This window comes from Streptomyces sp. NPDC094032, assembly GCF_040303965.1.
Lineage (GTDB): Bacteria > Actinomycetota > Actinomycetes > Streptomycetales > Streptomycetaceae > Streptomyces.
Window position 1 is genome coordinate 569248 of sequence record NZ_JBEOUE010000002.1, and the last position, 20416, is coordinate 589663.

Annotated in this window: 17 protein-coding genes; 10 read left to right on the forward strand and 7 right to left on the reverse strand. The window is 73.0% G+C overall.

The genetic code is table 11. The annotated features are described in order from the left end of the window. The first annotated feature begins 96 nt into the window (after window positions 1–96). A complete protein-coding gene (locus tag ABTZ54_RS05790) occupies window positions 97–291 on the forward strand; it encodes a hypothetical protein (protein ID WP_351657575.1) in 195 nt (64 codons plus the stop codon). Between the two features lie 17 nt (window positions 292–308). Here ABTZ54_RS05790 and ABTZ54_RS05795 read toward each other — a convergent pair whose 3' ends face one another. Together ABTZ54_RS05795 and ABTZ54_RS05800 are read right to left on the reverse strand one after the other, a co-directional pair. Next, window positions 309–1082, reverse strand: a complete 774-nt coding sequence (locus tag ABTZ54_RS05795; RefSeq protein WP_351657577.1) for an SDR family NAD(P)-dependent oxidoreductase — start codon at window positions 1080–1082, stop codon at window positions 309–311. 90 nt (window positions 1083–1172) lie between these two features. Next, window positions 1173–1850: an MOSC domain-containing protein gene (locus ABTZ54_RS05800; RefSeq protein ID WP_351657579.1), complete on the reverse strand. Its 678-nt coding sequence runs from the start codon at window positions 1848–1850 to the stop codon at window positions 1173–1175. A gap of 80 nt (window positions 1851–1930) precedes the next feature. Between ABTZ54_RS05800 and ABTZ54_RS05805 the strand changes: the two genes are divergently transcribed. Next, window positions 1931–2851 carry a LysR family transcriptional regulator gene (locus ABTZ54_RS05805; protein ID WP_351657580.1) on the forward strand — a complete coding sequence of 307 codons (921 nt, stop codon included), beginning with the start codon at window positions 1931–1933 and terminating at the stop codon, window positions 2849–2851. Between the two features lie 434 nt (window positions 2852–3285). Here ABTZ54_RS05805 and ABTZ54_RS05810 read toward each other — a convergent pair whose 3' ends face one another. Continuing rightward, window positions 3286–3633, reverse strand: coding sequence for a WhiB family transcriptional regulator (locus ABTZ54_RS05810; protein ID WP_351657582.1), 348 nt, complete (start codon window positions 3631–3633; stop codon window positions 3286–3288). A gap of 475 nt (window positions 3634–4108) precedes the next feature. On the opposite strand from ABTZ54_RS05810, the gene ABTZ54_RS05815 reads away from it, so the two are divergent. The 4 genes from ABTZ54_RS05815 to ABTZ54_RS05830 all read left to right on the forward strand — a co-directional run bounded on the left by ABTZ54_RS05815 (window position 4109) and on the right by ABTZ54_RS05830 (window position 8450). Next, window positions 4109–4720: a response regulator transcription factor gene (locus ABTZ54_RS05815; RefSeq protein ID WP_003948568.1), complete on the forward strand. Its 612-nt coding sequence runs from the start codon at window positions 4109–4111 to the stop codon at window positions 4718–4720. A gap of 246 nt (window positions 4721–4966) precedes the next feature. Beyond that, window positions 4967–5569: a sigma-70 family RNA polymerase sigma factor gene (locus ABTZ54_RS05820; protein WP_046908296.1), complete on the forward strand. Its 603-nt coding sequence runs from the start codon at window positions 4967–4969 to the stop codon at window positions 5567–5569. 139 nt (window positions 5570–5708) lie between these two features. Then, window positions 5709–7208 (forward strand): IMP dehydrogenase, encoded by a 1500-nt coding sequence (guaB, locus tag ABTZ54_RS05825; protein ID WP_329423260.1) that lies wholly within the window; start codon window positions 5709–5711, stop codon window positions 7206–7208. 117 nt (window positions 7209–7325) lie between these two features. Next, window positions 7326–8450 carry a GuaB3 family IMP dehydrogenase-related protein gene (locus tag ABTZ54_RS05830; protein ID WP_351657585.1) on the forward strand — a complete coding sequence of 375 codons (1125 nt, stop codon included), beginning with the start codon at window positions 7326–7328 and terminating at the stop codon, window positions 8448–8450. Window positions 8451–8518: 68 nt separating this feature from the next. Here ABTZ54_RS05830 and ABTZ54_RS05835 read toward each other — a convergent pair whose 3' ends face one another. The 4 genes from ABTZ54_RS05835 to ABTZ54_RS05850 all read right to left on the reverse strand — a co-directional run bounded on the left by ABTZ54_RS05835 (window position 8519) and on the right by ABTZ54_RS05850 (window position 10954). Further along, complete coding sequence (locus ABTZ54_RS05835) at window positions 8519–9010, reverse strand: hypothetical protein (RefSeq protein ID WP_351657587.1); 492 nt, start codon at window positions 9008–9010, stop codon at window positions 8519–8521. Between the two features lie 121 nt (window positions 9011–9131). Beyond that, on the reverse strand, window positions 9132–9449 hold the full coding sequence (locus ABTZ54_RS05840) for a type II toxin-antitoxin system PemK/MazF family toxin (RefSeq protein WP_351657589.1): 318 nt from the start codon (window positions 9447–9449) through the stop codon (window positions 9132–9134). After that, window positions 9446–9646 (reverse strand): hypothetical protein, encoded by a 201-nt coding sequence (locus ABTZ54_RS05845; protein WP_351657591.1) that lies wholly within the window; start codon window positions 9644–9646, stop codon window positions 9446–9448. The genes ABTZ54_RS05840 and ABTZ54_RS05845 overlap by 4 nt, the downstream gene beginning before the upstream one ends. Before the next feature lie 66 nt (window positions 9647–9712). Continuing rightward, the gene (locus ABTZ54_RS05850) at window positions 9713–10954 is read right to left on the reverse strand and encodes a nucleotide sugar dehydrogenase (RefSeq protein ID WP_351657593.1); all 1242 of its coding nucleotides are present in this window, start codon (window positions 10952–10954) and stop codon (window positions 9713–9715) included. Between the two features lie 266 nt (window positions 10955–11220). Between ABTZ54_RS05850 and ABTZ54_RS05855 the strand changes: the two genes are divergently transcribed. From ABTZ54_RS05855 to ABTZ54_RS05870, 4 genes are all read left to right on the forward strand, one after another. Beyond that, the gene (locus ABTZ54_RS05855; RefSeq protein WP_351657595.1) at window positions 11221–12927 is read left to right on the forward strand and encodes a glycerol-3-phosphate dehydrogenase/oxidase; all 1707 of its coding nucleotides are present in this window, start codon (window positions 11221–11223) and stop codon (window positions 12925–12927) included. 151 nt (window positions 12928–13078) lie between these two features. Further along, window positions 13079–15337, forward strand: a complete 2259-nt coding sequence (locus ABTZ54_RS05860; protein WP_351657597.1) for a serine/threonine-protein kinase — start codon at window positions 13079–13081, stop codon at window positions 15335–15337. 76 nt (window positions 15338–15413) lie between these two features. Further along, on the forward strand, window positions 15414–18485 hold the full coding sequence (locus ABTZ54_RS05865) for a serine/threonine kinase C-terminal domain-containing protein (protein ID WP_351657599.1): 3072 nt from the start codon (window positions 15414–15416) through the stop codon (window positions 18483–18485). A gap of 166 nt (window positions 18486–18651) precedes the next feature. Then, the gene (locus ABTZ54_RS05870; RefSeq protein ID WP_351657601.1) at window positions 18652–20316 is read left to right on the forward strand and encodes a serine/threonine-protein kinase; all 1665 of its coding nucleotides are present in this window, start codon (window positions 18652–18654) and stop codon (window positions 20314–20316) included. The last annotated feature ends 100 nt before the right edge of the window (window positions 20317–20416 follow it).

Here is a 20416-nt window from a genome sequence, read left to right on the forward strand (position 1 = left end):
CTCGTCCAGGACGACGCGGGCACCCCCGGCGGCTACGCCTTCAAGAACCCCACCCCGGGCCTGGCCTTCTCGAACAACCTCTTCCACGGCGTCACGATGACCCGCCCGAACCCCGGCGGCCTCACCGCGGACCCGCTGCTCAACCCCGACCTGACGCTGGCCCCCGGCTCCCCGGCCCTGTCCGCCGGCGCCCTCGTCGAGGACAACGGCGGCAGGGACTGGTTCGGGAACGACGTGTCGGCGACATCGCCCCCCACCATCGGAGCGTACGAGGGCAAGACCGTGAAGTAGCCCCAAGTACGGCCCCCTTACTTGGGCCCGTACTTCCGCCCCGCCCGCGAGGACACCCCGCCGAGCAGCCCGCGCGGCGCCAGCTTCACCACGCCCATCAGGGCCTTGTAACGGGGATCGGGGATGGACAGCGTCCGCCCCCGGGCCAGATCGGTCAGCGCCGCGGAGACCAGCTTGTCCGCGTCGAGCCACATCCAGCCCGGGATGTTGTCCGTCCCCATCCCCGCCCGCTGGTGGAACTCCGTCCGCACGAACCCCGGGCACAGCGCCATCAGCCGCACCCCGCTGCCCGCGAGATCCCGCGCGGCGCCCTGCGTGAACTGCACGACCCACGACTTCGACGCCCCGTAGGTGCCGCGCGGCACGAACGCCGCCACCGAGGCCACGTTCACCACCCCGCCGCGCCCCCGGGCCCGCATCGACTCCGCCGCCGCCGAGGTCAGCCGCAGCACCGCCTCGCAGTGCACCTTCAGCATCTTCAGCTCGTCGTCCATGGAGACTTCCAGGAACCGGCCCTTGTTGCCGAACCCGGCGTTGTTCACCAGCAGGTCCACCGGCTGCTTGGCGTCCGAGAGCCGCGCCGCCACGGCCTCGATCCCCTCCTCCTCGGAGAGATCCGCCGCCAGCACCTCCGCCTCGATCCCGTGCCGGTCGTGCAGCTCCGTCGCCTGTTCCCGAAGCCGCTTCACATCGCGCGCCACGAGCACCACGTCATGCCCGTCCGCGGCCAGCCGCCGCGCGAAGGCGGCGCCGATGCCCGCGGTCGCGCCCGTAATCAGTGCAGTCGTCATACGCGGCACGGTAACCCGCGCCGTGTGGACGCCGTGTGTGGGAAAAGCGCCACCCGGCCACCGCCGCCCCGCTCCCGCCCTACTCCCGCCCTACTCCCCGTACTTCTCCGCGTACTTCTCCGCGTACTTCCGCGCCAGCGCCAGCAGCCCCGACTCCATCCACTCGGCCGCCACCAGGGTGCTCGGCAGCAGGGAGCGGTCGGTGGTCGCGGCGTGGTGGAGGCGGGTGATGGTGATGGGGTGGGTGGGGCGGTGGATGACCTCGATGGGGTCGCCCGCGCGGATCTCGCCCGGCTCGATCACGCGGAGGAGGGCGCCGGGGCCCGCCGGCGACTGGTTCATGCGGCGGACCCAGGCGTCCTCCTGGACGAAGCCCGCGAAGGTGCGGCACGGGATGCGGCCACCGGTCACCTCCAGGACCAGGTCGGGGCCGATCCGCCAGCGCTCGCCGATCAGGGCGCTGTTCACGTCGAGGCCGCGGGTGGTGAGGTTCTCGCCGAAGGAGCCGGGCGGCAGGGGGCGGCCGAGTTCGCGCTCCCAGGCCTCCATGTCCTCGCGCGCGAAGGCGTGGACGGCCCGGTCGTCGCCGCCGTGGAAGCGCAGGTCGCACACGGTGTCCCCGGCGACCCCGCTGGACCCGCCGGGCGCGGGGGCCGCGACCCGGACCGGGCCGTCGACCGGGCGCTTGTCGATGCCGGTGCGCCCGCCGGGGGCGCTGGTGTAGTCGACGGTCTTGGGGCGTCCCACGTTCACGCTGAGCAGTTCCATGGGGGCAGCCTAGGCGAGCTTCCTCAAAGGTTGGTATAGGAATTCTGCGTTGAATCCAAGGGTGGCTTATGCTTGGAGGCATGATCGAGGCCCGCCACCTGCGTGTCCTGCGCGCCGTAGCCGCCACCGGCTCCTTCTCCGCCGCCGCCCGCGAACTGGGGTGCACCCAGCCCGCCGTGAGCCAGCAGATGAAGGCGCTGGAGAGCTCCGCCGGCACGCCCCTGCTGATCCGTACCGGCCGCGAGATGCGCCTCACCCAGGCGGGCGAGGCCCTGGTGCGGCACGCGTCCGGCATCCTCGCCGGGCTCACCGCCGCCGAGGAGGAGGTCGCGGCCATCGCCGGCCTGCGGGCGGGCCGGGTGCGGCTCGTCTCCTTCCCCAGCGGCAGCTCCACCCTCGTCCCCACCGCCCTCGCCGCCCTGCGCGCCGCCCACCCCGGCACCCGGGTCTCCCTTGTGGAGGCCGAGCCGCCGCGCTCGGTGGAGATGCTCCGCGAGGGCGACTGCGACGTGGCCCTCGCCTTCCGTTACGGGGCCGGCCCGGACGCCTGGGACGACCTGGTGGTCCGCCCGCTGCTCGCCGACCGGCTCGTCGGCCTGGTGCCCGAGGGGCACCGGCTGGCCGGGGCGGAGTCGGTGGCCATCGGCGAACTGGCCGAGGACCCGTGGATCGCGGGCTGCCCGCGCTGCCGCCGCCAACTGGTGGACGTCTGCCGGGAGGCGGGCTTCACCCCGCGCATCGACTTCGCCACCGACGACTACCCGGCCGTGATCGGCCTGGTGGGCGCCGGACTCGGCGTGGCCGTGCTGCCGGAGCTCGCCATCGAGTCCGTACGGCCCAAGGGCGCCGTCACCGTCACGGTCGAACCCGCCGTGGAGCGCGAGATCGTGGCGCTCACCCTTCCGGACCTGGCCCAGGTCCCGGCCGTCGCGGCCACCCTGGACGAGCTGACCCGGGCCTCGGACCGCGCCGCCGAGCGGGCGGCGACGACACGCCCCTAGGCCGTACGAGTGAGGCGGAGGCGCCGCCGTACGGGTGGTCCGCGAACCGCCGTACGGGGGACCCCGGTACGGGACGGGGGGCGCCGTCCAGGGGAACCGGGTCCGGCCGCACGGGTGAGGGCGCACGCCCGTAGGGGTGAGTGCGCTGGGCCGGAGGAGTGAGGGCCGCACGGCCGTACGAGTGAGGCGGTCGGTATCGGCCGGGCGAGCGCGCTCCGCCGTCATGCGGTATGCGCCCGCCGTCCGGGTGACGGACCGCTCCCGTGACCGTGCCGTGGCCGTCCCGTCGCCGTTCCGCGCGGCGGGCGCGCCGGGCGGCGCGGTCGAGCGCGCCGCACGCCCCCGGGCCGCGTGCGGCGCGGCTCCCGGGGCCGGGCCGGTACGGGCCCGGCCCACGTCGTCAGGTCGTCGACGGGAAGTGCAGAAACGTTACTTCAGGCGTGACCCACGCCTGCCGAACTCGTGTGGGACGCCCGCGCGGTGGCGGACGCCGTGACCAGGCGATTGCGGGCTCGACCCATGAGCTCCTCGCGTTCGTCCTCGGTGAGGCCGCCCCAGACGCCATAGGGCTCCCGTACGGCGAGCGCGTGTGCCGCGCACTCCGCGCGCACCGGGCACCGCATGCAGACCTCTTTCGCCGAGTTCTCGCGCGCACTCCGTGCCGCGCCGCGCTCTCCCTCGGGGTGGAAGAACAGGGAGCTGTCGACCCCGCGGCAGGCCGCGAGCAGTTGCCAGTCCCACAGATCGGCGTTGGGTCCGGGAAGGCGGGAGAAATCTGCCATTGCGCTAGTCCCCTTGAAACCGTGTCGAACGGATTGATGGGTGGGTTGTCGGCTGGCTCGGCCGGCTGATCGACGGGGGCCCTTCCGTCCCCCGCGGGTGTTCGCGTACCCGCTCTCGCGGGTCCGATCCGACCGTACAACTACTGTCGAAGTAGATGTAAATATGACTCATTGCGAATCTAGCCACAGACACCGCGAAAAGGGAAGAAAACCCGCTAAATGGGGCATACCTTCGGGTGAAGGACGGATGACCTGCGACGCTCTCCTCCGCGTACAAGCCCTCACGTAGAGTGCCGAAGGCGGCCGTCCGACCCGTAACTCTTTCGAGTGACCGTCGTTGAGAGTGCGGAGGCGGTTGAAGGAACAAAGCGCTCGGACAGGTGTCCGGGGGTGTCAACCGCACAGGTGACGATACGTACCAGCCCTGGAGGCTCAAGGTGACGCGCTTCAGCTGCGAGAGCCGCGGAGGTCAGGCATGACTTCCGTCCTCGTCTGCGACGACTCCCCGCTTGCCCGAGAGGCGCTTCGGCGGGCGGTCGCGACCGTGCCCGGCGTCGAGCGCGTGACCACCGCGGCCAACGGCGAGGAAGTCCTCCGCCGCTGGGGCGCGGACCGCTCGGACCTGATTCTGATGGACGTGCGCATGCCCGGCCTGGGCGGCGTGGAGACCGTCCGCCGGCTGCTCTCCGCGGACCCCGGCGCCCGCATCATCATGCTCACCGTCGCCGAGGACCTGGACGGCGTCGCGCTCGCGGTCGCCGCGGGTGCCCGTGGCTATCTGCACAAGGACGCCTCGCGCGCCGAGCTGCGGGCCACCGTCACCCAGGCCCTCGCCGACCCTACCTGGCGGCTGGCCCCGCGCCGGCTGCGTTCGGCCGAGATGGGCGCCGCGCCCACCCTCACCGCCCGCGAGATCCAGGTGCTCGAAGGCATGAGCCACGGCCGGTCCAACGCGGAGATCGGGCGCGAGCTCTTCCTCTCCGAGGACACGGTGAAGACCCACGCGCGCCGGCTCTTCAAGAAGCTGGGCGCCTCCGACCGGGCGCACGCCGTCGCGCTCGGATTCCGCTGGGGCCTGGTGCGCTGACCTGCGGCCATCGGCCGCATCCCCGTCCGCCGAGCGGCGGACGGGGTGGGCTTGTGTCACTTCTCCGCGGAATGCCGCATCCTTGAAGGTGTGGAGTTCCTCGGGGACGAGACGAACGAGCCAGCGGACAACGAGCGGAAGGGGAGGGCGCAGGAGATGAGTGCCGGCGCACCTGCTCATAACGCTTCGGTGCACAACTACGGACGCGGTGCCGCGAACGAGCAGGCGTCAAGGCACCATGGAGCGATGCGCGACGACGAGACCATGGGGTCCCCCGTGCCCGCAGGGCAGGGGGAGATCGGTGCACTCGTTCACCGTGCCGTGGAGGGGGACCAGCAGGCCACGCACGACCTCCTCGCGCGCGTGCACCCCCTTGCCCTGCGCTACTGCCGCACGCGGCTGAACCGGCTGCCCGGTGACGCCCGTCACTTCGTGGAGGACCTGGCCCAGGAGGTCTGCGTCGCGGTCCTGATGGCGCTGCCGCGCTACAAGGACACGGGCAGGCCCTTCGAGGCCTTCGTCTTCGCCATCGCCGGACACAAGGTCGCCGACCTCCAGCGGGCCGCCATGCGGCACCCGGGATCGACGGCCGTGCCCTCCGACGAGATGCCCGAGCGGCCCGACGACTCGCTCGGGCCCGAGGAGCGGGCGCTCCTCAGCGACGACGCCGAATGGGCCAAGAAGCTGCTCGCCAACCTCCCGGAGAACCAGCGCGAGCTGCTCGTCCTCCGGGTGGCCGTCGGACTGACCGCCGAGGAGACCGGGCAGATGCTCGGGATGTCCCCGGGCGCGGTCCGGGTGGCGCAGCACCGCGCGCTGAGCCGGCTGCGGGCCCTGGCCGAGCAGTAAGGGTTCGCGGGGGCAGGTGTCCCTCACGTACACGTACGAACGTCCAAAGCTGCTCGCTGATCTTGATCGTGGAATGAGACCGGGTCGCGGCCCGTTAGCATGGACATCCGCACCGATCAAGGCCATTGGGGAAGGTGTCATGACCAACATCGACGGAGTGCCCGAGAAATTCGCGACACTCGGGCTGACCTACGACGATGTACTGCTGCTGCCGGGCGCGTCCGACATGGCGCCCGACCAGATCGACACCTCCTCGTACATCTCCCGGAACGTGCGGGTGAACATCCCGCTGCTGTCCGCCGCGATGGACAAGGTCACCGAGTCCCGGATGGCCATCGCCATGGCCCGTCAGGGTGGCGTCGGCGTCCTGCACCGCAACCTCTCCATCGCCGACCAGGCCAACCAGGTCGACCTGGTGAAGCGCTCCGAGTCCGGCATGGTGACGGACCCGATCACCGTGCACCCGGACGCCACGCTCGGCGAGGCCGACGCGATCTGCGCCAAGTTCCGCATCAGCGGCGTCCCGGTCACCGACCCGGCGGGCAAGCTGCTCGGCATCGTGACCAACCGTGACATGGCCTTCGAGTCGGACCGCAGCCGCCAGGTGCGCGAGGTCATGACCCCGATGCCGCTGGTCACCGGCAAGGTCGGCATCTCCGGCGTGGACGCCATGGAGCTGCTGCGCCGCCACAAGATCGAGAAGCTGCCGCTGGTCGACGAGGCCGGGCTGCTCAAGGGCCTCATCACGGTCAAGGACTTCGTCAAGGCCGAGAAGTACCCGAACGCCGCCAAGGACAAGGACGGCCGGCTGCTCGTCGGCGCGGCCGTCGGCGTCGCCGGCGACTCGTACGAGCGCGCCCAGGCCCTGATCGAGGCGGGCGCCGACTTCATCGTCGTCGACACCGCGCACGGTCACTCCCGCCTGGTCGGCGACATGATCGCCAAGATCAAGTCGAACTCCTCGGTCGACGTCATCGGCGGCAACGTCGCCACCCGCGACGGCGCCCAGTCGCTCGTCGACGCCGGTGCGGACGGCATCAAGGTCGGTGTCGGCCCCGGCTCCATCTGCACCACCCGCGTGGTCGCGGGCATCGGCGTCCCGCAGGTCACGGCCATCTACGAGGCCTCCCTCGCCGCCAAGGCGGCCGGCATCCCGGTCATCGGCGACGGCGGCCTGCAGTACTCCGGCGACATCGCGAAGGCGCTCGTCGCCGGCGCCGACACGGTGATGCTCGGCTCGCTGCTCGCGGGCTGCGAGGAGTCCCCGGGCGAGCTGCTCTTCATCAACGGCAAGCAGTTCAAGTCGTACCGCGGCATGGGCTCGCTGGGTGCGATGCAGACCCGCGGCGACCGCAAGTCCTTCTCCAAGGACCGCTACTTCCAGGAGGGCGTCGCCTCCGACGAGCAGCTGATCCCCGAGGGCATCGAGGGCCAGGTGCCCTACCGCGGCCCGCTCGCCTCGGTCGTGCACCAGCTGACCGGTGGTCTGCGCCAGTCGATGTTCTACGTCGGCGGCCGCACGGTCCCGGAGCTCCAGCAGAACGGCCGCTTCGTCCGGATCACGTCGGCGGGTCTCAAGGAGAGCCACCCGCACGACATCCAGATGACCGTCGAGGCGCCGAACTACAGCCGTAAGTAACACAGCGCGACCCGCAGGTATCCGTAGGGGGTGGTTCCGGCATGTGGCCGGAGCCGCCCCCTCGGCGTGTGTCGGGGATACTGGTAGGCGCAGACCAAGAGGGAAAGGCCACACAACGTGACTGAGATCGAGATCGGGCGCGGCAAGCGCGGCCGCAGGGCGTACGCGTTCGACGACATCGCCGTCGTACCGAGCCGGCGCACCCGGGACCCGAAGGAGGTCTCGATCGCCTGGCAGATCGACGCCTACCGCTTCGAGCTGCCCTTCCTGGCCGCCCCCATGGACTCGGTCGTCTCGCCGCAGACCGCCATCCGGATCGGCGAGCTCGGCGGCCTGGGCGTGCTGAACCTCGAGGGCCTGTGGACCCGCTACGAGGACCCGCAGCCGCTGCTCGACGAGATCGGCGAGCTGGACGAGGCCGCCGCGACCCGCCGTCTGCAGGAGATCTACGCGGCTCCGATCAAGGAGGAGCTGATCGGGCAGCGCATCAAGGAGGTGCGCGACGCGGGTGTGGTCACCGCCGCCGCGCTCTCCCCGCAGCGCACCGCGCAGTTCTCCAAGGCCGTGGTCGACGCCGGCGTGGACATCTTCGTCATCCGCGGCACGACCGTCTCCGCCGAGCACGTCTCCGGCGCGGCCGAGCCGCTGAACCTGAAGCAGTTCATCTACGAGCTCGACGTCCCGGTGATCGTCGGCGGCTGCGCCACGTACACCGCGGCCCTGCACCTGATGCGCACCGGCGCGGCGGGTGTCCTGGTCGGCTTCGGCGGCGGCGCCGCGCACACCACGCGCAACGTGCTCGGCATCCAGGTCCCGATGGCCACCGCCGTCGCGGACGTGGCCGCGGCCCGCCGCGACTACATGGACGAGTCCGGCGGCCGCTACGTGCACGTGATCGCCGACGGCGGCGTGGGCTGGTCCGGCGACCTGCCGAAGGCCATCGCCTGCGGCGCCGACGCGGTCATGGTGGGCTCCCCGCTGGCCCGCGCCACGGACGCGCCCGGCAAGGGCCGTCACTGGGGCATGGAGGCCGTCCACGAGGACGTGCCGCGCGGCAAGCTGGTCGACCTGGGCATCGTGGGCACCACCGAGGAGGTCCTCACGGGCCCGTCGCACACCCCCGACGGCTCGATGAACTTCTTCGGCGCTCTGCGCCGCGCGATGGCCACCACGGGCTACAGCGAGCTCAAGGAGTTCCAGCGCGTCGAGGTGACGGTCGCGGACGCGCAGCACAAGCGCTGACGCCTTCCCGTACGTACGCGAGGGGCCCCGCACCGGCTGGTGCGGGGCCCCTCGCGCGTACCCGCTGCCTACTCCGCGGCCTTCTTCGAGCCGCTGAAGGCGGCGAAGGCGGCGAGGGCGAAGAAGAGGAACTCCATCGGTCCGAGCTCTTCCTTCCACGCCGCCTGGAGGACGTCGAGGTGGTCGAGGAAGAGGGTGCCGACCGAGACGTTCAGCTGCTTGCCGACGATGATCGCGATGGCGAGCAGCTGGCCGAAGTAGACCGCGCCGAGCGAGAGCACCGCGCTGACCACCGGCAGCGCCGGGTTGCGACCGCCGGCCTTGCCGGCCGCGAAGCCGACGAGGAAGCCGACACCGACGGCGGCCCAGCCGATCTCGCGCTCGATGGCCCCGGCGATCCCGCCGTACACACCACCGGCGACGAGCGCGGCGACGAGCGCGACCACCAGACCGAGCCCCACGTTGGAGCGGGCCGGCGGCGCCGGGGCGACCGGCGGCTGCGGGAAGGGCTCGGCACCCTGGGCGAACGGGTTGCCGGGCGGCGGAACGGGCTGAGACATGAAGAAGATCCCCCCATGGGACGCGAAATGAAGCGGCCTGGAGGCTAGCAGTCCCCTGTGACATCTTCACAGGGGGTTTACTTCGGACGTTTCTCTTCGGGGTGCCGAACGGCGGCGGGGATCACAGCCCGAGGTACTGGGTCACGGCATGCTCGACCTGGGCGAGTTCGTGGTGGTCCAGGAAGTGGACCGGGTCTCCGTGGACGAAGCGGATGTCGACGGTACGGATCTGGTCCACGAGCAGGCGGGTGAGTACGCCCGCGATCTCCAGCTCGGGCCGGAAGACGGCAGGCTGGGCGCTGGTGGACGTGGGGATGATCGTCGCCACGCTCCACGGCATGCCACTGGGGCTCAGTACGAGGCCGTACCGCTTGCCGCGCTGCTCATGTCCGCGCTTCGTGTCGCCGAGGTCGACGCGGTAGACGGCGCCACGGATCACCAGGCGTCCTCTTCCGTGGCAAGGTCCTCGTCCGCGAGGTGCTCGGCGTCGGCGCGTGCCTGGGTGAGCCACGCTTCGCGCTCCAGCAGCCGCAGGGCACGGCGGATCACGTCGCTGGTGCCCTCGCCCTCGCGCATCGAGGTCTTGATGATGCGCTCGTCCTCTTCGGTGGGCCTGAACCCTATGGTCGTCGCCATACAGCGAGATTAGCGGTCTGTTGCACTGTTGTGCAACAGATGTACAACAGGCCTGCGGGGTAGGGCTCAAAGGCGATGGGCCGCGCCCGCCGGAGTGGCGCCTCGGGTGTCGAGGAGGAGCTGGGCCTTTACGGACAGGCCTTGGAGGTCGTACGTGCGGTGGTGCTGGAGGAGGATCGTCAGGTCGGCGTGGGCGGCGGCCTCGTAGAGGGAGTCCGCGCGGGGGACGGGGAGGTCGCGGACGCGCCAGTCGGGGACGTGCGGGTCGTGGTAGCTGACGGCGGCGCCCAGGTCCATCAGGCGGCGGGCGATCTCGTCGGCGGGGGAGCCCTGCCGGTCGGCGAGATCGGGTTTGTACGTGATGCCGAGCAGAAGGACGCGGGCGCCGCGGGCCGACTTGCCGTGCTCGTTGAGGAGGGTGGCGCAGCGCTGGACGACGTACTGCGGCATGCGCTCGTTGACCTGGCCGGCGAGTTCGACCAGGCGCAGCGGGCGGTGGGCGCCGACGGTGTCCATGGGGACGCCGTGGCCGCCGACGCCGGGGCCGGGGCGGAAGGCCTGGAAGCCGAAGGGCTTGGTCTCGGCGCAGCGGATGACGTCCCACAGGTCGACGCCGAGTTCGTGGCAGAGCACGGCCATCTCGTTGACGAGGGCGATGTTGACGTGCCGGAAGTTGGTTTCGAGGAGTTTCACGGTCTCGGCCTCGCGCGGGCCTCGGGCGCGGACCACCTTGTCGGTGAGGCGGCCGTAGAACGCGGCGGCCGACTCGGTGCAGGCGGGGGTCAGCCCGCCGATGACCTTGGGTGTGCCGGCGAAGCCGTGGGTGCGGCTGCCGGGGTCGAGGCGGCCGGGGGAGTACGCGAGGTGGAAGTCGCGCCCGGCGCGCAGCCCGGATCCGGCTTCGAGGAGTGCGCGGAAGGGGCCTTCGGTGGTGCCGGGCGGCACCGGGGACTCCAGGAGCACCGTCGTGTGCGGGCGCAGCCGGGCGGCGAGGGCGCGGGCGGCGTCGGTGACGGCGGTCAGGTCGAGGGTGCCGTCCGGTCCGGGCGGGGTGGGCGCGCAGACGACGGCGGTGCGGACCCGGCCGAGTTCGGCGGGGTTGGTGGCGGGGCGGAAGCCCGTGGCGAGCATCCGGCGGATCTCGGCGGCGGTGAGCGAGCCGTCGACGGGGGGACGGCCGGCGGCGAGTTCGGCGACGGGGCGGGGATCGGTGTCGTAGCCGATGGTGTCGACGCCGGCCGCGGTGGCCGCCTGGGCGAGGGGGAGACCGTGGTGGCCGAGGCCGATGACGGCGAGATCAGCGGGCATGGAGTGGGCCGTCCTTCCCTGGTGCCGGAGGGGGCGTGAGGCCTGTGGCCGCTAGCCGTGGGGCGCGCGACGCGCAAGCCCTGTGGACAGAACGGGGCGAGCGCAATGTCAGACTAGGCGTAAATATGACCGATATGCGGCATTGCGGGCCGAAGATCGCCGAGTGTTATCCACAGGCCGCGGTTCAGGCGGTGGCTGAAGTCGCGGGGCCGGGACAGAATCGAACCGGTGAGCCCGATCACACAGGGGGACGACGGGAGGCAGCGGTGAGGACAGCGACACTGGGACCCGCCGAGCGCACGGCGGCGCTCGCGGCGATGGCCGAGCGCGAGCTGGACGTGCTGGTCGTCGGCGCCGGAGTGGTCGGCGCGGGCACCGCGCTCGACGCGGTCACCCGAGGCCTCTCCACCGGCCTCGTCGAGGCGCGCGACTGGGCCTCCGGCACCTCCAGCCGGTCGAGCAAGCTGATCCACGGCGGCCTGCGCTATCTGGAGATGCTCGACTTCGCCCTCGTCCGCGAGGCCCTCAAGGAGCGCGGCCTGCTCCTCGAACGGCTCGCACCCCACCTGGTCAAACCCGTGCCGTTCCTCTATCCGCTCCAGCACAAGGGCTGGGAGCGGTGGTACGCGGGCTCGGGCGTCGCGCTGTACGACGCGATGTCCCTCTCCTCGGGCCACGGCCGCGGCCTGCCCGTCCACCGCCACCTCAGCCGCGGCCGCGCCCTGCGGGTGGCCCCCTGCCTGAAGAAGGACGCCCTCGTCGGCGCCCTGCAGTACTACGACGCCCAGATGGACGACGCCCGCTTCGTCACCACCCTCGTCCGCACCGCCGCGAGCTACGGCGCCCAGGTCGCCAGCCGGGCCCGGGTCGTCGGCTTCCTGCGGGAGGGCGAGCGGGTGGTCGGCGCCCGCGTCCAGGACGTCGAGACCGGCGGGGAGTACGAGATCAGGGCCCGTCAGATCGTCAACGCCACCGGCGTGTGGACCGACGACACCCAGGCCCTCATCGGGGAGCGCGGCCAGTTCCACGTCCGCGCCTCCAAGGGCATCCACCTCGTCGTGCCCAAGGACCGCATCCACTCCACCACCGGACTCATCCTGCGCACCGAGAAGTCCGTGCTGTTCGTCATCCCCTGGGGCCGGCACTGGATCATCGGCACCACCGACACCGACTGGGACCTCGACAAGGCCCACCCCGCCGCCTCCAGCGCCGACATCGACTACCTCCTGGAGCATGTCAACGGCGTCCTGGCGACCCCGCTGAGCCGCGACGACGTCCAGGGCGTCTACGCGGGCCTGCGCCCCCTGCTCGCCGGCGAGTCCGACGCCACCAGCAAGCTCTCCCGCGAGCACACCGTCGCCCACCCCGTCCCCGGGCTCGTCGTGGTCGCCGGAGGCAAGTACACGACCTACCGCGTGATGGCGAAGGACGCCGTCGACGAGGCGGTCCACGGCCTCGACAAGCGGGTCGCCGCCTGCGTCACCGAGGACACCCCGCTCATCGGCGCCGAGGGGTACCGGGCCCTGTGGAACGCCCGCGCCGGAATCGCCGCCCGCGCCGGGCTGCACGTCGCCCGGGTCGAGCATCTGCTCAACCGCTACGGCTCCCTGACGGAGGAGATCCTCGACCTGATCGCCGCCGACCCCTCCCTCGGAGCGCCGCTGCCCGCCGCCGAGGACTACCTGCGGGCCGAGATCGTCTACGCGGCCTCGCACGAGGGCGCGCGCCATCTCGACGACGTCCTCACCCGGCGCACCCGCATCTCCATCGAGACTTTCGACCGGGGCACCCGCAGCGCCCGCGAGTGCGCCGAACTCATGGCGCCCGTCCTCGGCTGGGACGCGCACCAGGTCGACAAGGAGGTCGAGCACTACGAGAAGAGGGTCGAGGCGGAACGCGAATCGCAGCGCCAGCCCGACGACCTGACGGCCGACGCGGCCAGGCTGGGGGCGCCCGACATCGTGCCGATCTGACCGGCGCGGGCACGGGATCGCTTCTCGCAGTTCGGACCCGGGGGAGGCATCGGTCGCGGAGTGAGGGACAATGAGCTCTCTTCCAGGGCGGGTTGCCGCATCGTGCGGAGCGGCGGACGCGGGCGCAGATCAGGGATCGACGAGGGGACGCATGTCGGAGGCGGAGCAGTCGCGGGACACGGGGCAGGACCCCCGGCGGGACGCCGCCGCGGGGGCCGCCACCGACGGCGACCGGGGTGCGGTTCCGGCCGCGCGCAAGGCGGACCGGGACAAGAAGGCACAGGACGACGGGGCGAGGGACGCGTCGGACGACGCCCAACGCCCGGAGAAGGCCGACGGGGCCGACGGGGCCGCCGAGGGCGTGGCGGACGTCGCGGGCTCGGCCAAGGGCTCGGGCTCGGCCTCGGGCGGCGCCGATCTGACGAAGAGGCGGGGAGCCGCGAGCGCCCCGGCCGGCGGCGGTTCCACCGACGGGGCCGCGCCCGCCACCGGATTTGGGGCGGACGTGGCGGACGTCGACGCGAAGCGCGCCGCCGGAACGGGCGGGCGTACCGGCCGTGCTGACGCGGCGTCCACCGAAGGACGCCTCCTCGCGGGCCGCTACCGCCTCGGCGTGGTCCTCGGCCGCGGCGGCATGGGCACCGTGTGGCGGGCGGTCGACGAGACGCTCGGGCGGACCGTCGCCGTCAAGGAGCTGCGCTTCCCCAACAGCATCGACGACGACGAGAAGCGACGCCTCATCACCCGGACCCTGCGCGAGGCCAAGGCCATCGCCCGGATCCGCAACAACGGCGCCGTGACCGTCTACGACGTGGTCGACGAGGACGACCGGCCGTGGATCGTCATGGAGCTCATCGAGGGCAAGTCGCTCGCCGACGCCGTACGCGAGGACGGCACGCTCACCCCGCGCCGCGCCGCCGAGGTCGGCCTCGCCATCCTCGACGTGCTGCGCTCCGCGCACCGCGAGGGCATCCTGCACCGCGACGTGAAGCCGTCCAACGTGCTGATCGCCGAGGACGGCCGGGTCGTCCTCACCGACTTCGGCATCGCCCAGGTCGAGGGCGACCCCTCGATCACCTCCACCGGCATGCTCGTCGGCGCCCCCTCGTACATCTCGCCCGAGCGGGCCCGCGGCCACAAGCCGGGACCGGCCGCCGACCTCTGGTCGCTCGGCGGACTGCTGTACGCGTCGGTCGAGGGCAGCCCGCCCTACGACAAGGGCTCCGCCATCGCCACGCTCACCGCGGTGATGACCGAGCCGGTCGACCCGCCGAAGAACGCGGGCCCCGAGCTGGAGCAGGTCATCTACGGTCTGCTCGCCAAGGACCCCGACCAGCGGCTCGACGACGCCGGGGCACGGGTGCTGCTGCGGGCCGTCCTCGACGCGCCCGAGGCCCCGCCCGAGCCGTCCCCCGAGGCGACCAGGGTCGTCCCGCTGCCGCCGCTCCCCGAGCGCCCGCCGGTGGCCCCGGCGACGCCCGCCCGCGAGAAGACCGGCGACGCGGCCGACCGGATGCGCGGCGCCCTGAAGTCCGTACGGAACGCGGCCGTGGCGAAGCCGGAGGCCGAGCGCAGGCCCGGCGCCGGTGTGCCCGAGCGGCCCGCGCAGCCCAAGGCCTCGCTCACCGACGTCGTCCCGCGCCGCACCCTCGTGATCATCGGCGCGGTCGTGCTCGCCGCCCTGCTCGGCACGATCCTGTACGTGGCCCTCGGCGGCGGCAAGGACGGTGCCGACCAGGGCAAGGGCGGCGACTCCGGCGGTACGAAGGCCTCGGCCGGGAGCACCGCCGGCGGCGGGAGCGACCCGAGCACCGACACCGGCACGTCGAGCGGCGGCCCCAGCCAGCAGGGCGGCGGCTCCAAGCCCACCGGCGACAGCGGCGGCAAGAACGGCACCACGGCGCCCACCGGGACCCCCGGCGCGGGCGGCACCGGCGGGGGCCCGCAACTGCCCGCCGGCTACGTGACGGTGACCGACGCCCGCTTCCACTTCCAGATGGCGATGCCCTCCTCCTTCAAACTGGCCGCGATAGCGGGCCGGAACTCGGGCGGCATCTACCACGCGGGCGGCACCGGATTCCCGCGCGTCCAGGTCGACTTCAACGACACGCCCGGTGACAACGCCGCCACCGCCTGGGAGGCCGCCAAGGCCGTGGTCGCCGCGACCAGCAACGGATACGAGCACATCGCCATTCGCGAGGTCGAGTACAAGGGCTACCCGACCGTCGCCGACTGGGAGTTCACGCGCAACCAGAACGGCATGCGGGTCCGGGTCCTCAACCGCGGCTTCAAGGTGGACGCCAAGCACGGCTACTCGATCATGGTCAGCTGCAAGGCCGACGAATGGGACGCCGCAGACTGCAAGACGCTGCGCGAGACGGCGTTCGCCACGTTCAGCCCCAAGGACTGACGGGCGCACGTATCGTGAAAGGCCCCGGGCCCCGAGGTCCGGGGCTCGGGGGACGACAGGCGCGGGGGGAGGCGTCGTGGACGACTACGCGGGAAGGGTGCTCGCGGACCGCTACCGCCTGCCCATGCCGCAGGACGACACGTACGACCTCGTCGAGACGCGCGCCTTCGACACCTACAGCGGACAGGAAGTCCGGATCCGGCAGGTGCCGCTGCCCGAGGTCGTCGACGCCGAGCTCGTCGGCGACGAGCCGTACGCCGCGCCGGGCCGGGCGACCCGGCGGCCCGCCGACCCCGGCGTCCGCCGCGCCCTCGAAGCGGCCCAGGCGGCCGCCCAGATCCCCGACCATCCGCGCCTCGACCAGGTCTTCGACGTGTTCGCGGAGGCCGGTTCGCTGTGGATAGTGAGCGAGTTCGTGGCGGCCACCCCGCTCTCCGAACTCCTCGCCGAGGCCCCGCTGAGCCCCTACCGGGCCGCCGAGATCGGCTCCGACCTGCTCACCGCCCTGCGCGCCCTGCACGCCCACGGCTGGACCCACCGCAACGTCACCCCGCGCACGGTCCTCGTCTGCGACGACGGCCGCGTCGTCCTGACCGGCCTCGCCGCCGGCGCCGCGGAGGAGGCCCTGTGCGGCTACGCCCCCGTGCCCTTCCCCGACGAGGAGGAGCTGTCCTTCGGCCCGCGCCCCGCCGCGCCGGAGACCGGAGCCGACGGGTACGAGGACGCCTACGAGGACCACGAGGACCTGGCCGTCGTGTACGACGAGGGCGAGGGCGAGGGTGAGGACGCGGATGCGGACGCCGGGTACGTACCGGACGACGAGTCGGGTCCGTACGCGATCGAGGGGGCTTCCGAGGACCGCCGGGCCGAGCTCTACGGGCCGGGCGGGCCGTACGAGCCCGGTGTCGCCTGGGGGCCCGCGCCCTCCCACGAGCCGGAGGCACTCCCGTCCGCCGGTCAGGAGTGGCGCTTCGACGAGGCCGACCGCCACGAGGCCGACCGCCACGACGCCGGGCCCGAAGCCGACGCCTCCCAGGACCCGCACGCTTTCTACGGCCCCGATCCCGCCGGAGCCCCCTACGGGCCCGGCCGCTCCGGCGCCGGTGAGGACCCGGGCGCCCGGCCCGAGCCGCCCGCCGCCCCCGCTCCTGGTACGCCGTCGGCCGCCGACGTGCGGGCGGCTCGGGCCGGGGCCATCGCCGCGTACCGGGCGGGCGCCCGCGCCGCCGCCCGGCTCGGCGAGACCGGGGCGCTGCCCGTCCAGCGCCCGGCCGCCCAGATACCTCCGGCCGAGCCGACGCCGGAGCCCACGCCTGCTCCCGCGCCCCTTCCGCCGGCCGAACAGCCCCCCGCCCCCGCCGCGTACCCCGAGCCGCAGTGGTGGGCGCGGACGGACGGCGATGACGACGAGGACGACGAGGACGACGAAGACGGCGCGGGCGACGGGCACGACGGCGACGGGTCCGGTGGGGCGTACGGCGGCACCCCGCCGCGCGCCTATCTCTCCGGGACCTGGAGCGACGGCCCGCACGCCTCCCGCGACGCCGCCCGTTCCGTCCCGGCGGGCGGCGGCGGGCTGCCCGCGCTCCCCGCGGGGTACACGGCGGCGGCCCCCGCGCCCCTCCCCGCACCCGCCCCCGGGGCCCCCTCGGGCGGCGCCCCGGCGTACCGCGGCCCGGTGACCCGGCTCGCGGCCGAGCGGGCCCGCCAGGCGCGGATCGCGGTCGTCGGCGCCGTCACCGAGCGCTGGGCGCCCGAGCAGGCGGGCCCGGTGCACGAGCACTGGCGGCTCGCCCCGCCCATCGGCCCGGCCACCGACCTGTGGGCGCTGGGCGCGCTGCTCTACCGGGCCGTCCAGGGCCACGCCCCGTACCCGGAGGACAGCGCCGCCGAGCTGGTCCAGCTGGTCTGCGCCGAGCCCCCGGCCTTCGCCGAGGAGTGCGGCCCGCTGCGCCCGGTCGTGGAGTCGCTGCTGCACCAGGACCCGACCGAGCGGCCGGACGTCGAGGTGCTGAGCGGCTGGCTGCGCTCCCTTGTGCGCTCGGCACCCGAACCGGAGGCCGGGTTCGGTGCCGTGCCGCTGCCGTCCCCCGACGCGGCCCGGCTGCCCATCGTGCGCCGCCGGGGCGAGCTGGTGCGCAGGCGGCGCGGGGGCGCGGCGGGCGGCCGCCACCGGCACGCGAAGGGCGCCGTCCCGCGCCAGGGCCGCCGCCACGACGAGGCCCACGACACCCACGAGCCCCTGGCGGCCCAGCCGACCCCACACCCGTATCCGCAGGAGCCCACGTCCGACGGCCCGTCAGGCTTCCCGTCCGGCTTCCGCAACGACTTCGGGAGCGCCCGGCCGAGCGACTACGCGAACGGCTACCCGGACGGCTACCCGGACGCCCACCCCGACGACGACTACCGCGAGGAGCTCCCCCAGCGCGCCGCGCGCGGCCCCGCCGCCCCGCGCTCGCTGGGGCGTCTGCTGCTGATCCTGATCCTCCTGCTGCTGGCCGGGGCCGTCGCGTACGCCGTGCTGTTCATGCCCGGCAAGGGCGAGGGGAAGGGCCCGTCCGCGACGCCGCCCCCGGCGGGGAGCACCGCGCCGTCCGCGACCGGGAGTCCGTCGGGCTCGGCGACGCCGTCCGCGAAGCCCTCCGGCAAGCCGTCCGCCACCACCGCCCCGCCGCAGGCCACCGGCCCCGCGCTCGCCCCGGGTTACGTGCTGCGCAAGGACACCGAGGGCTTCGAGGTCGGCGTGCCGCGCGACTGGCGGCGCAGCCCCATCAACGACGCCGGGCAAGTGCGCTACACGGGCGGCGACTTCACGCTGATCGTGGTCCCGGGCCGGGACACCGTCCAGGCCAACGGCTCCGACCCCATGGCGTACCAGCGGACGAAGGAGCGCGAGCTCCAGCCCTGGCGGGACTCGTCCTGGTCCGGCGCCTCGGGGCTGCGCCGTATCGACATCGGCCGACAGGCCATGGCGGTGGGGCAGTTCACCTGGCAGGACAGCACCGGCCGCGAGGTCTTCGTACGCAATCTGGCCCTGATCGAGGGCGGCCGCTACCACGTCGTGCAGGTCATCGGCCCGGAGAACGAGCGGGACAAGGTGTCGGAGATCTACGACCAGGCGGTGAAGGCGTACCGGGCCACCCGCTGATCGGTCGCCGGGCGACCCGCTGATCGAACCGCCGGGCGAGGGGCTGAACGAACCGCCGAGCCCCCGAGCTCCCGCCGGTCACAGTGTTGTTCCACAAACCGCCCCGAGGTTCCGTGCCCCGCACCCCCCTCCGTAACCTTGCTTCCGAGCAAACAGGCGGGGGCACGTGGAACATTCTGAGAGCACCGGCACCGGACTTCTGCTCGCCGGCCGCTATCGGCTGGGCGAGTCCATCGGGCGCGGCGGCATGGGCAAGGTCTGGCGCGCCCATGACGAGGTGCTGCACCGCGTGGTGGCCGTCAAGGAGTTGACGGCGGGCCGGTTCGTGGCCGAGGCCGACCGGCTGGTTCTGCACGCCCGGACGCAGAAGGAGGCGCGCGCGGCGGCCCGGATCACCCACCCGGGCGTGGTCACCGTGCACGACGTCCTGGAGCACGACGACCGCCCATGGATCGTCATGCAGTACGTGGACGGGCCCTCGTTGGCCGACGCCGCCAAGGAGGCCGGCACGATCGAGCCGCGCGAGGCGGCCCGGGTCGGTCTGCACGTGCTGGGCGCGCTGCGGGCCGCGCACGCGGCCGGGGTGCTGCACCGTGACGTGAAGCCCGGCAACGTGCTGCTCGCGCGTGACGGCCGGGTCCTCATCACCGATTTCGGGATCGCGGCGATCGAAGGCGATTCGTCCATCACTCGTACGGGTGAACTCGTCGGCTCCATCGACTATCTGGCACCCGAACGGGTACAGGGCGGCGACCCGGGACCCGCCTCCGACCTGTGGTCCCTGGGCGCCACGCTGTACGCGGCGGTCGAGGGCGGCTCGCCGTTCCGCCGCAGTTCGCCGATCAGCACCATGCAGGCCGTGGTGACGGAGGAGCCGCCGTACCCCGAGAAGGCCGGCCCGCTCGCGCCCGTCATCGTGGCGCTGCTGCGCAAGGACCCGGAGCAGCGTCCGCGCGCGGACGAGGCCGAACGGATGCTGCTCGACGCGATGGAGGGGCGTTCGCCGCAGGCCGCGCAGGCGTACGTGCCGACGCAGCGCGTCCAGGCGGAGGAGCTGGTCGCCGCCGCCCCCTCGACGACCGCCCAACTGCCCGCGCCGTACGACGGGACCGACGCGCCCGCCGAGTCCGCGCCCCCCGCGACGCTGGGCCGTGGCGCCTCGGCGACCCTGCCCGCCGGGGTCCGGACGCAGGGCCGCGGCCGGTGGCGCGCCGCGCTGCTCGCGGCCGTGCTCGCCGGTCTGGTGGCGGGCGGCGCGGTGTTCTTCGTGATGACCCGGCCCGACGGGAAGGGGCGAGCGGGCGGCGGCGAGGGCACCACCGCGCCCGTCACCGAGAGCGCGAAGAAGCCGGTCAAGAGCGGGATCCCGGCCGGCTGGCACCGCGTCGAGGACCCGGAGGGCTTCAGCCTGCTGGTGCCGGACGGCTGGACGCGACAGGCGGACGGCGACCAGATCGACTACACGCCGGACAACGGGCGCCACCGCATCCGGATCAGCATCGACACGTCGCCGGACTTCGAGAATCCGTACATGCACATGCTCGACGTGGAGAAGAGCCTGGAGAAGCGGCTGCCGGACTACCAGCGGGTGCGGCTGACCCAGAACACCTTCCGTGACCAGGTCGACTCGTGCGTGTGGGAGTTCACCTGGACCGAGAAGAAGACCTTCCCGGGGCCGCGGCACGCGATCGACCAGGTGTACTACGGCGACGACGGCACGGAGTACGCCGTGTACATGTCCTCGCCGGAGGAGAGCTGGAGCCGGACCCGCGAGCAGTTCGACATCGTGAAGAAGTACTGGAGGGCCCCGGGCGACGCCGTAAGCCCCTGATCAGGGCTTATGTGCCAGTAATCGCTGGCACGGTTGTGCGGGCCGGATGAAAACGCATTACTGACGGGTACCCAAAGGCGGGAATGCGGCCTACCCTCGG

Bases quoted from the DNA above. Each gene is read 5' to 3' on its own strand.
- ABTZ54_RS05790 (WP_351657575.1), top strand. From the start codon at position 97: ATGACCCGCCCGAACCCCGGCGGCCTCACCGCGGACCCGCTGCTCAAC.
- ABTZ54_RS05795 (WP_351657577.1), bottom strand. From the start codon at position 1,082: ATGACGACTGCACTGATTACGGGCGCGACCGCGGGCATCGGCGCCGCC.
- ABTZ54_RS05800 (WP_351657579.1), bottom strand. From the start codon at position 1,850: ATGGAACTGCTCAGCGTGAACGTGGGACGCCCCAAGACCGTCGACTAC.
- ABTZ54_RS05805 (WP_351657580.1), top strand. From the start codon at position 1,931: ATGATCGAGGCCCGCCACCTGCGTGTCCTGCGCGCCGTAGCCGCCACC.
- ABTZ54_RS05810 (WP_351657582.1), bottom strand. From the start codon at position 3,633: ATGGCAGATTTCTCCCGCCTTCCCGGACCCAACGCCGATCTGTGGGAC.
- ABTZ54_RS05815 (WP_003948568.1), top strand. From the start codon at position 4,109: ATGACTTCCGTCCTCGTCTGCGACGACTCCCCGCTTGCCCGAGAGGCG.
- ABTZ54_RS05820 (WP_046908296.1), top strand. From the start codon at position 4,967: ATGCGCGACGACGAGACCATGGGGTCCCCCGTGCCCGCAGGGCAGGGG.
- guaB (WP_329423260.1), top strand. From the start codon at position 5,709: ATGACCAACATCGACGGAGTGCCCGAGAAATTCGCGACACTCGGGCTG.
- ABTZ54_RS05835 (WP_351657587.1), bottom strand. From the start codon at position 9,010: ATGTCTCAGCCCGTTCCGCCGCCCGGCAACCCGTTCGCCCAGGGTGCC.
- ABTZ54_RS05845 (WP_351657591.1), bottom strand. From the start codon at position 9,646: ATGGCGACGACCATAGGGTTCAGGCCCACCGAAGAGGACGAGCGCATC.
- ABTZ54_RS05850 (WP_351657593.1), bottom strand. From the start codon at position 10,954: ATGCCCGCTGATCTCGCCGTCATCGGCCTCGGCCACCACGGTCTCCCC.
- ABTZ54_RS05860 (WP_351657597.1), top strand. From the start codon at position 13,079: ATGTCGGAGGCGGAGCAGTCGCGGGACACGGGGCAGGACCCCCGGCGG.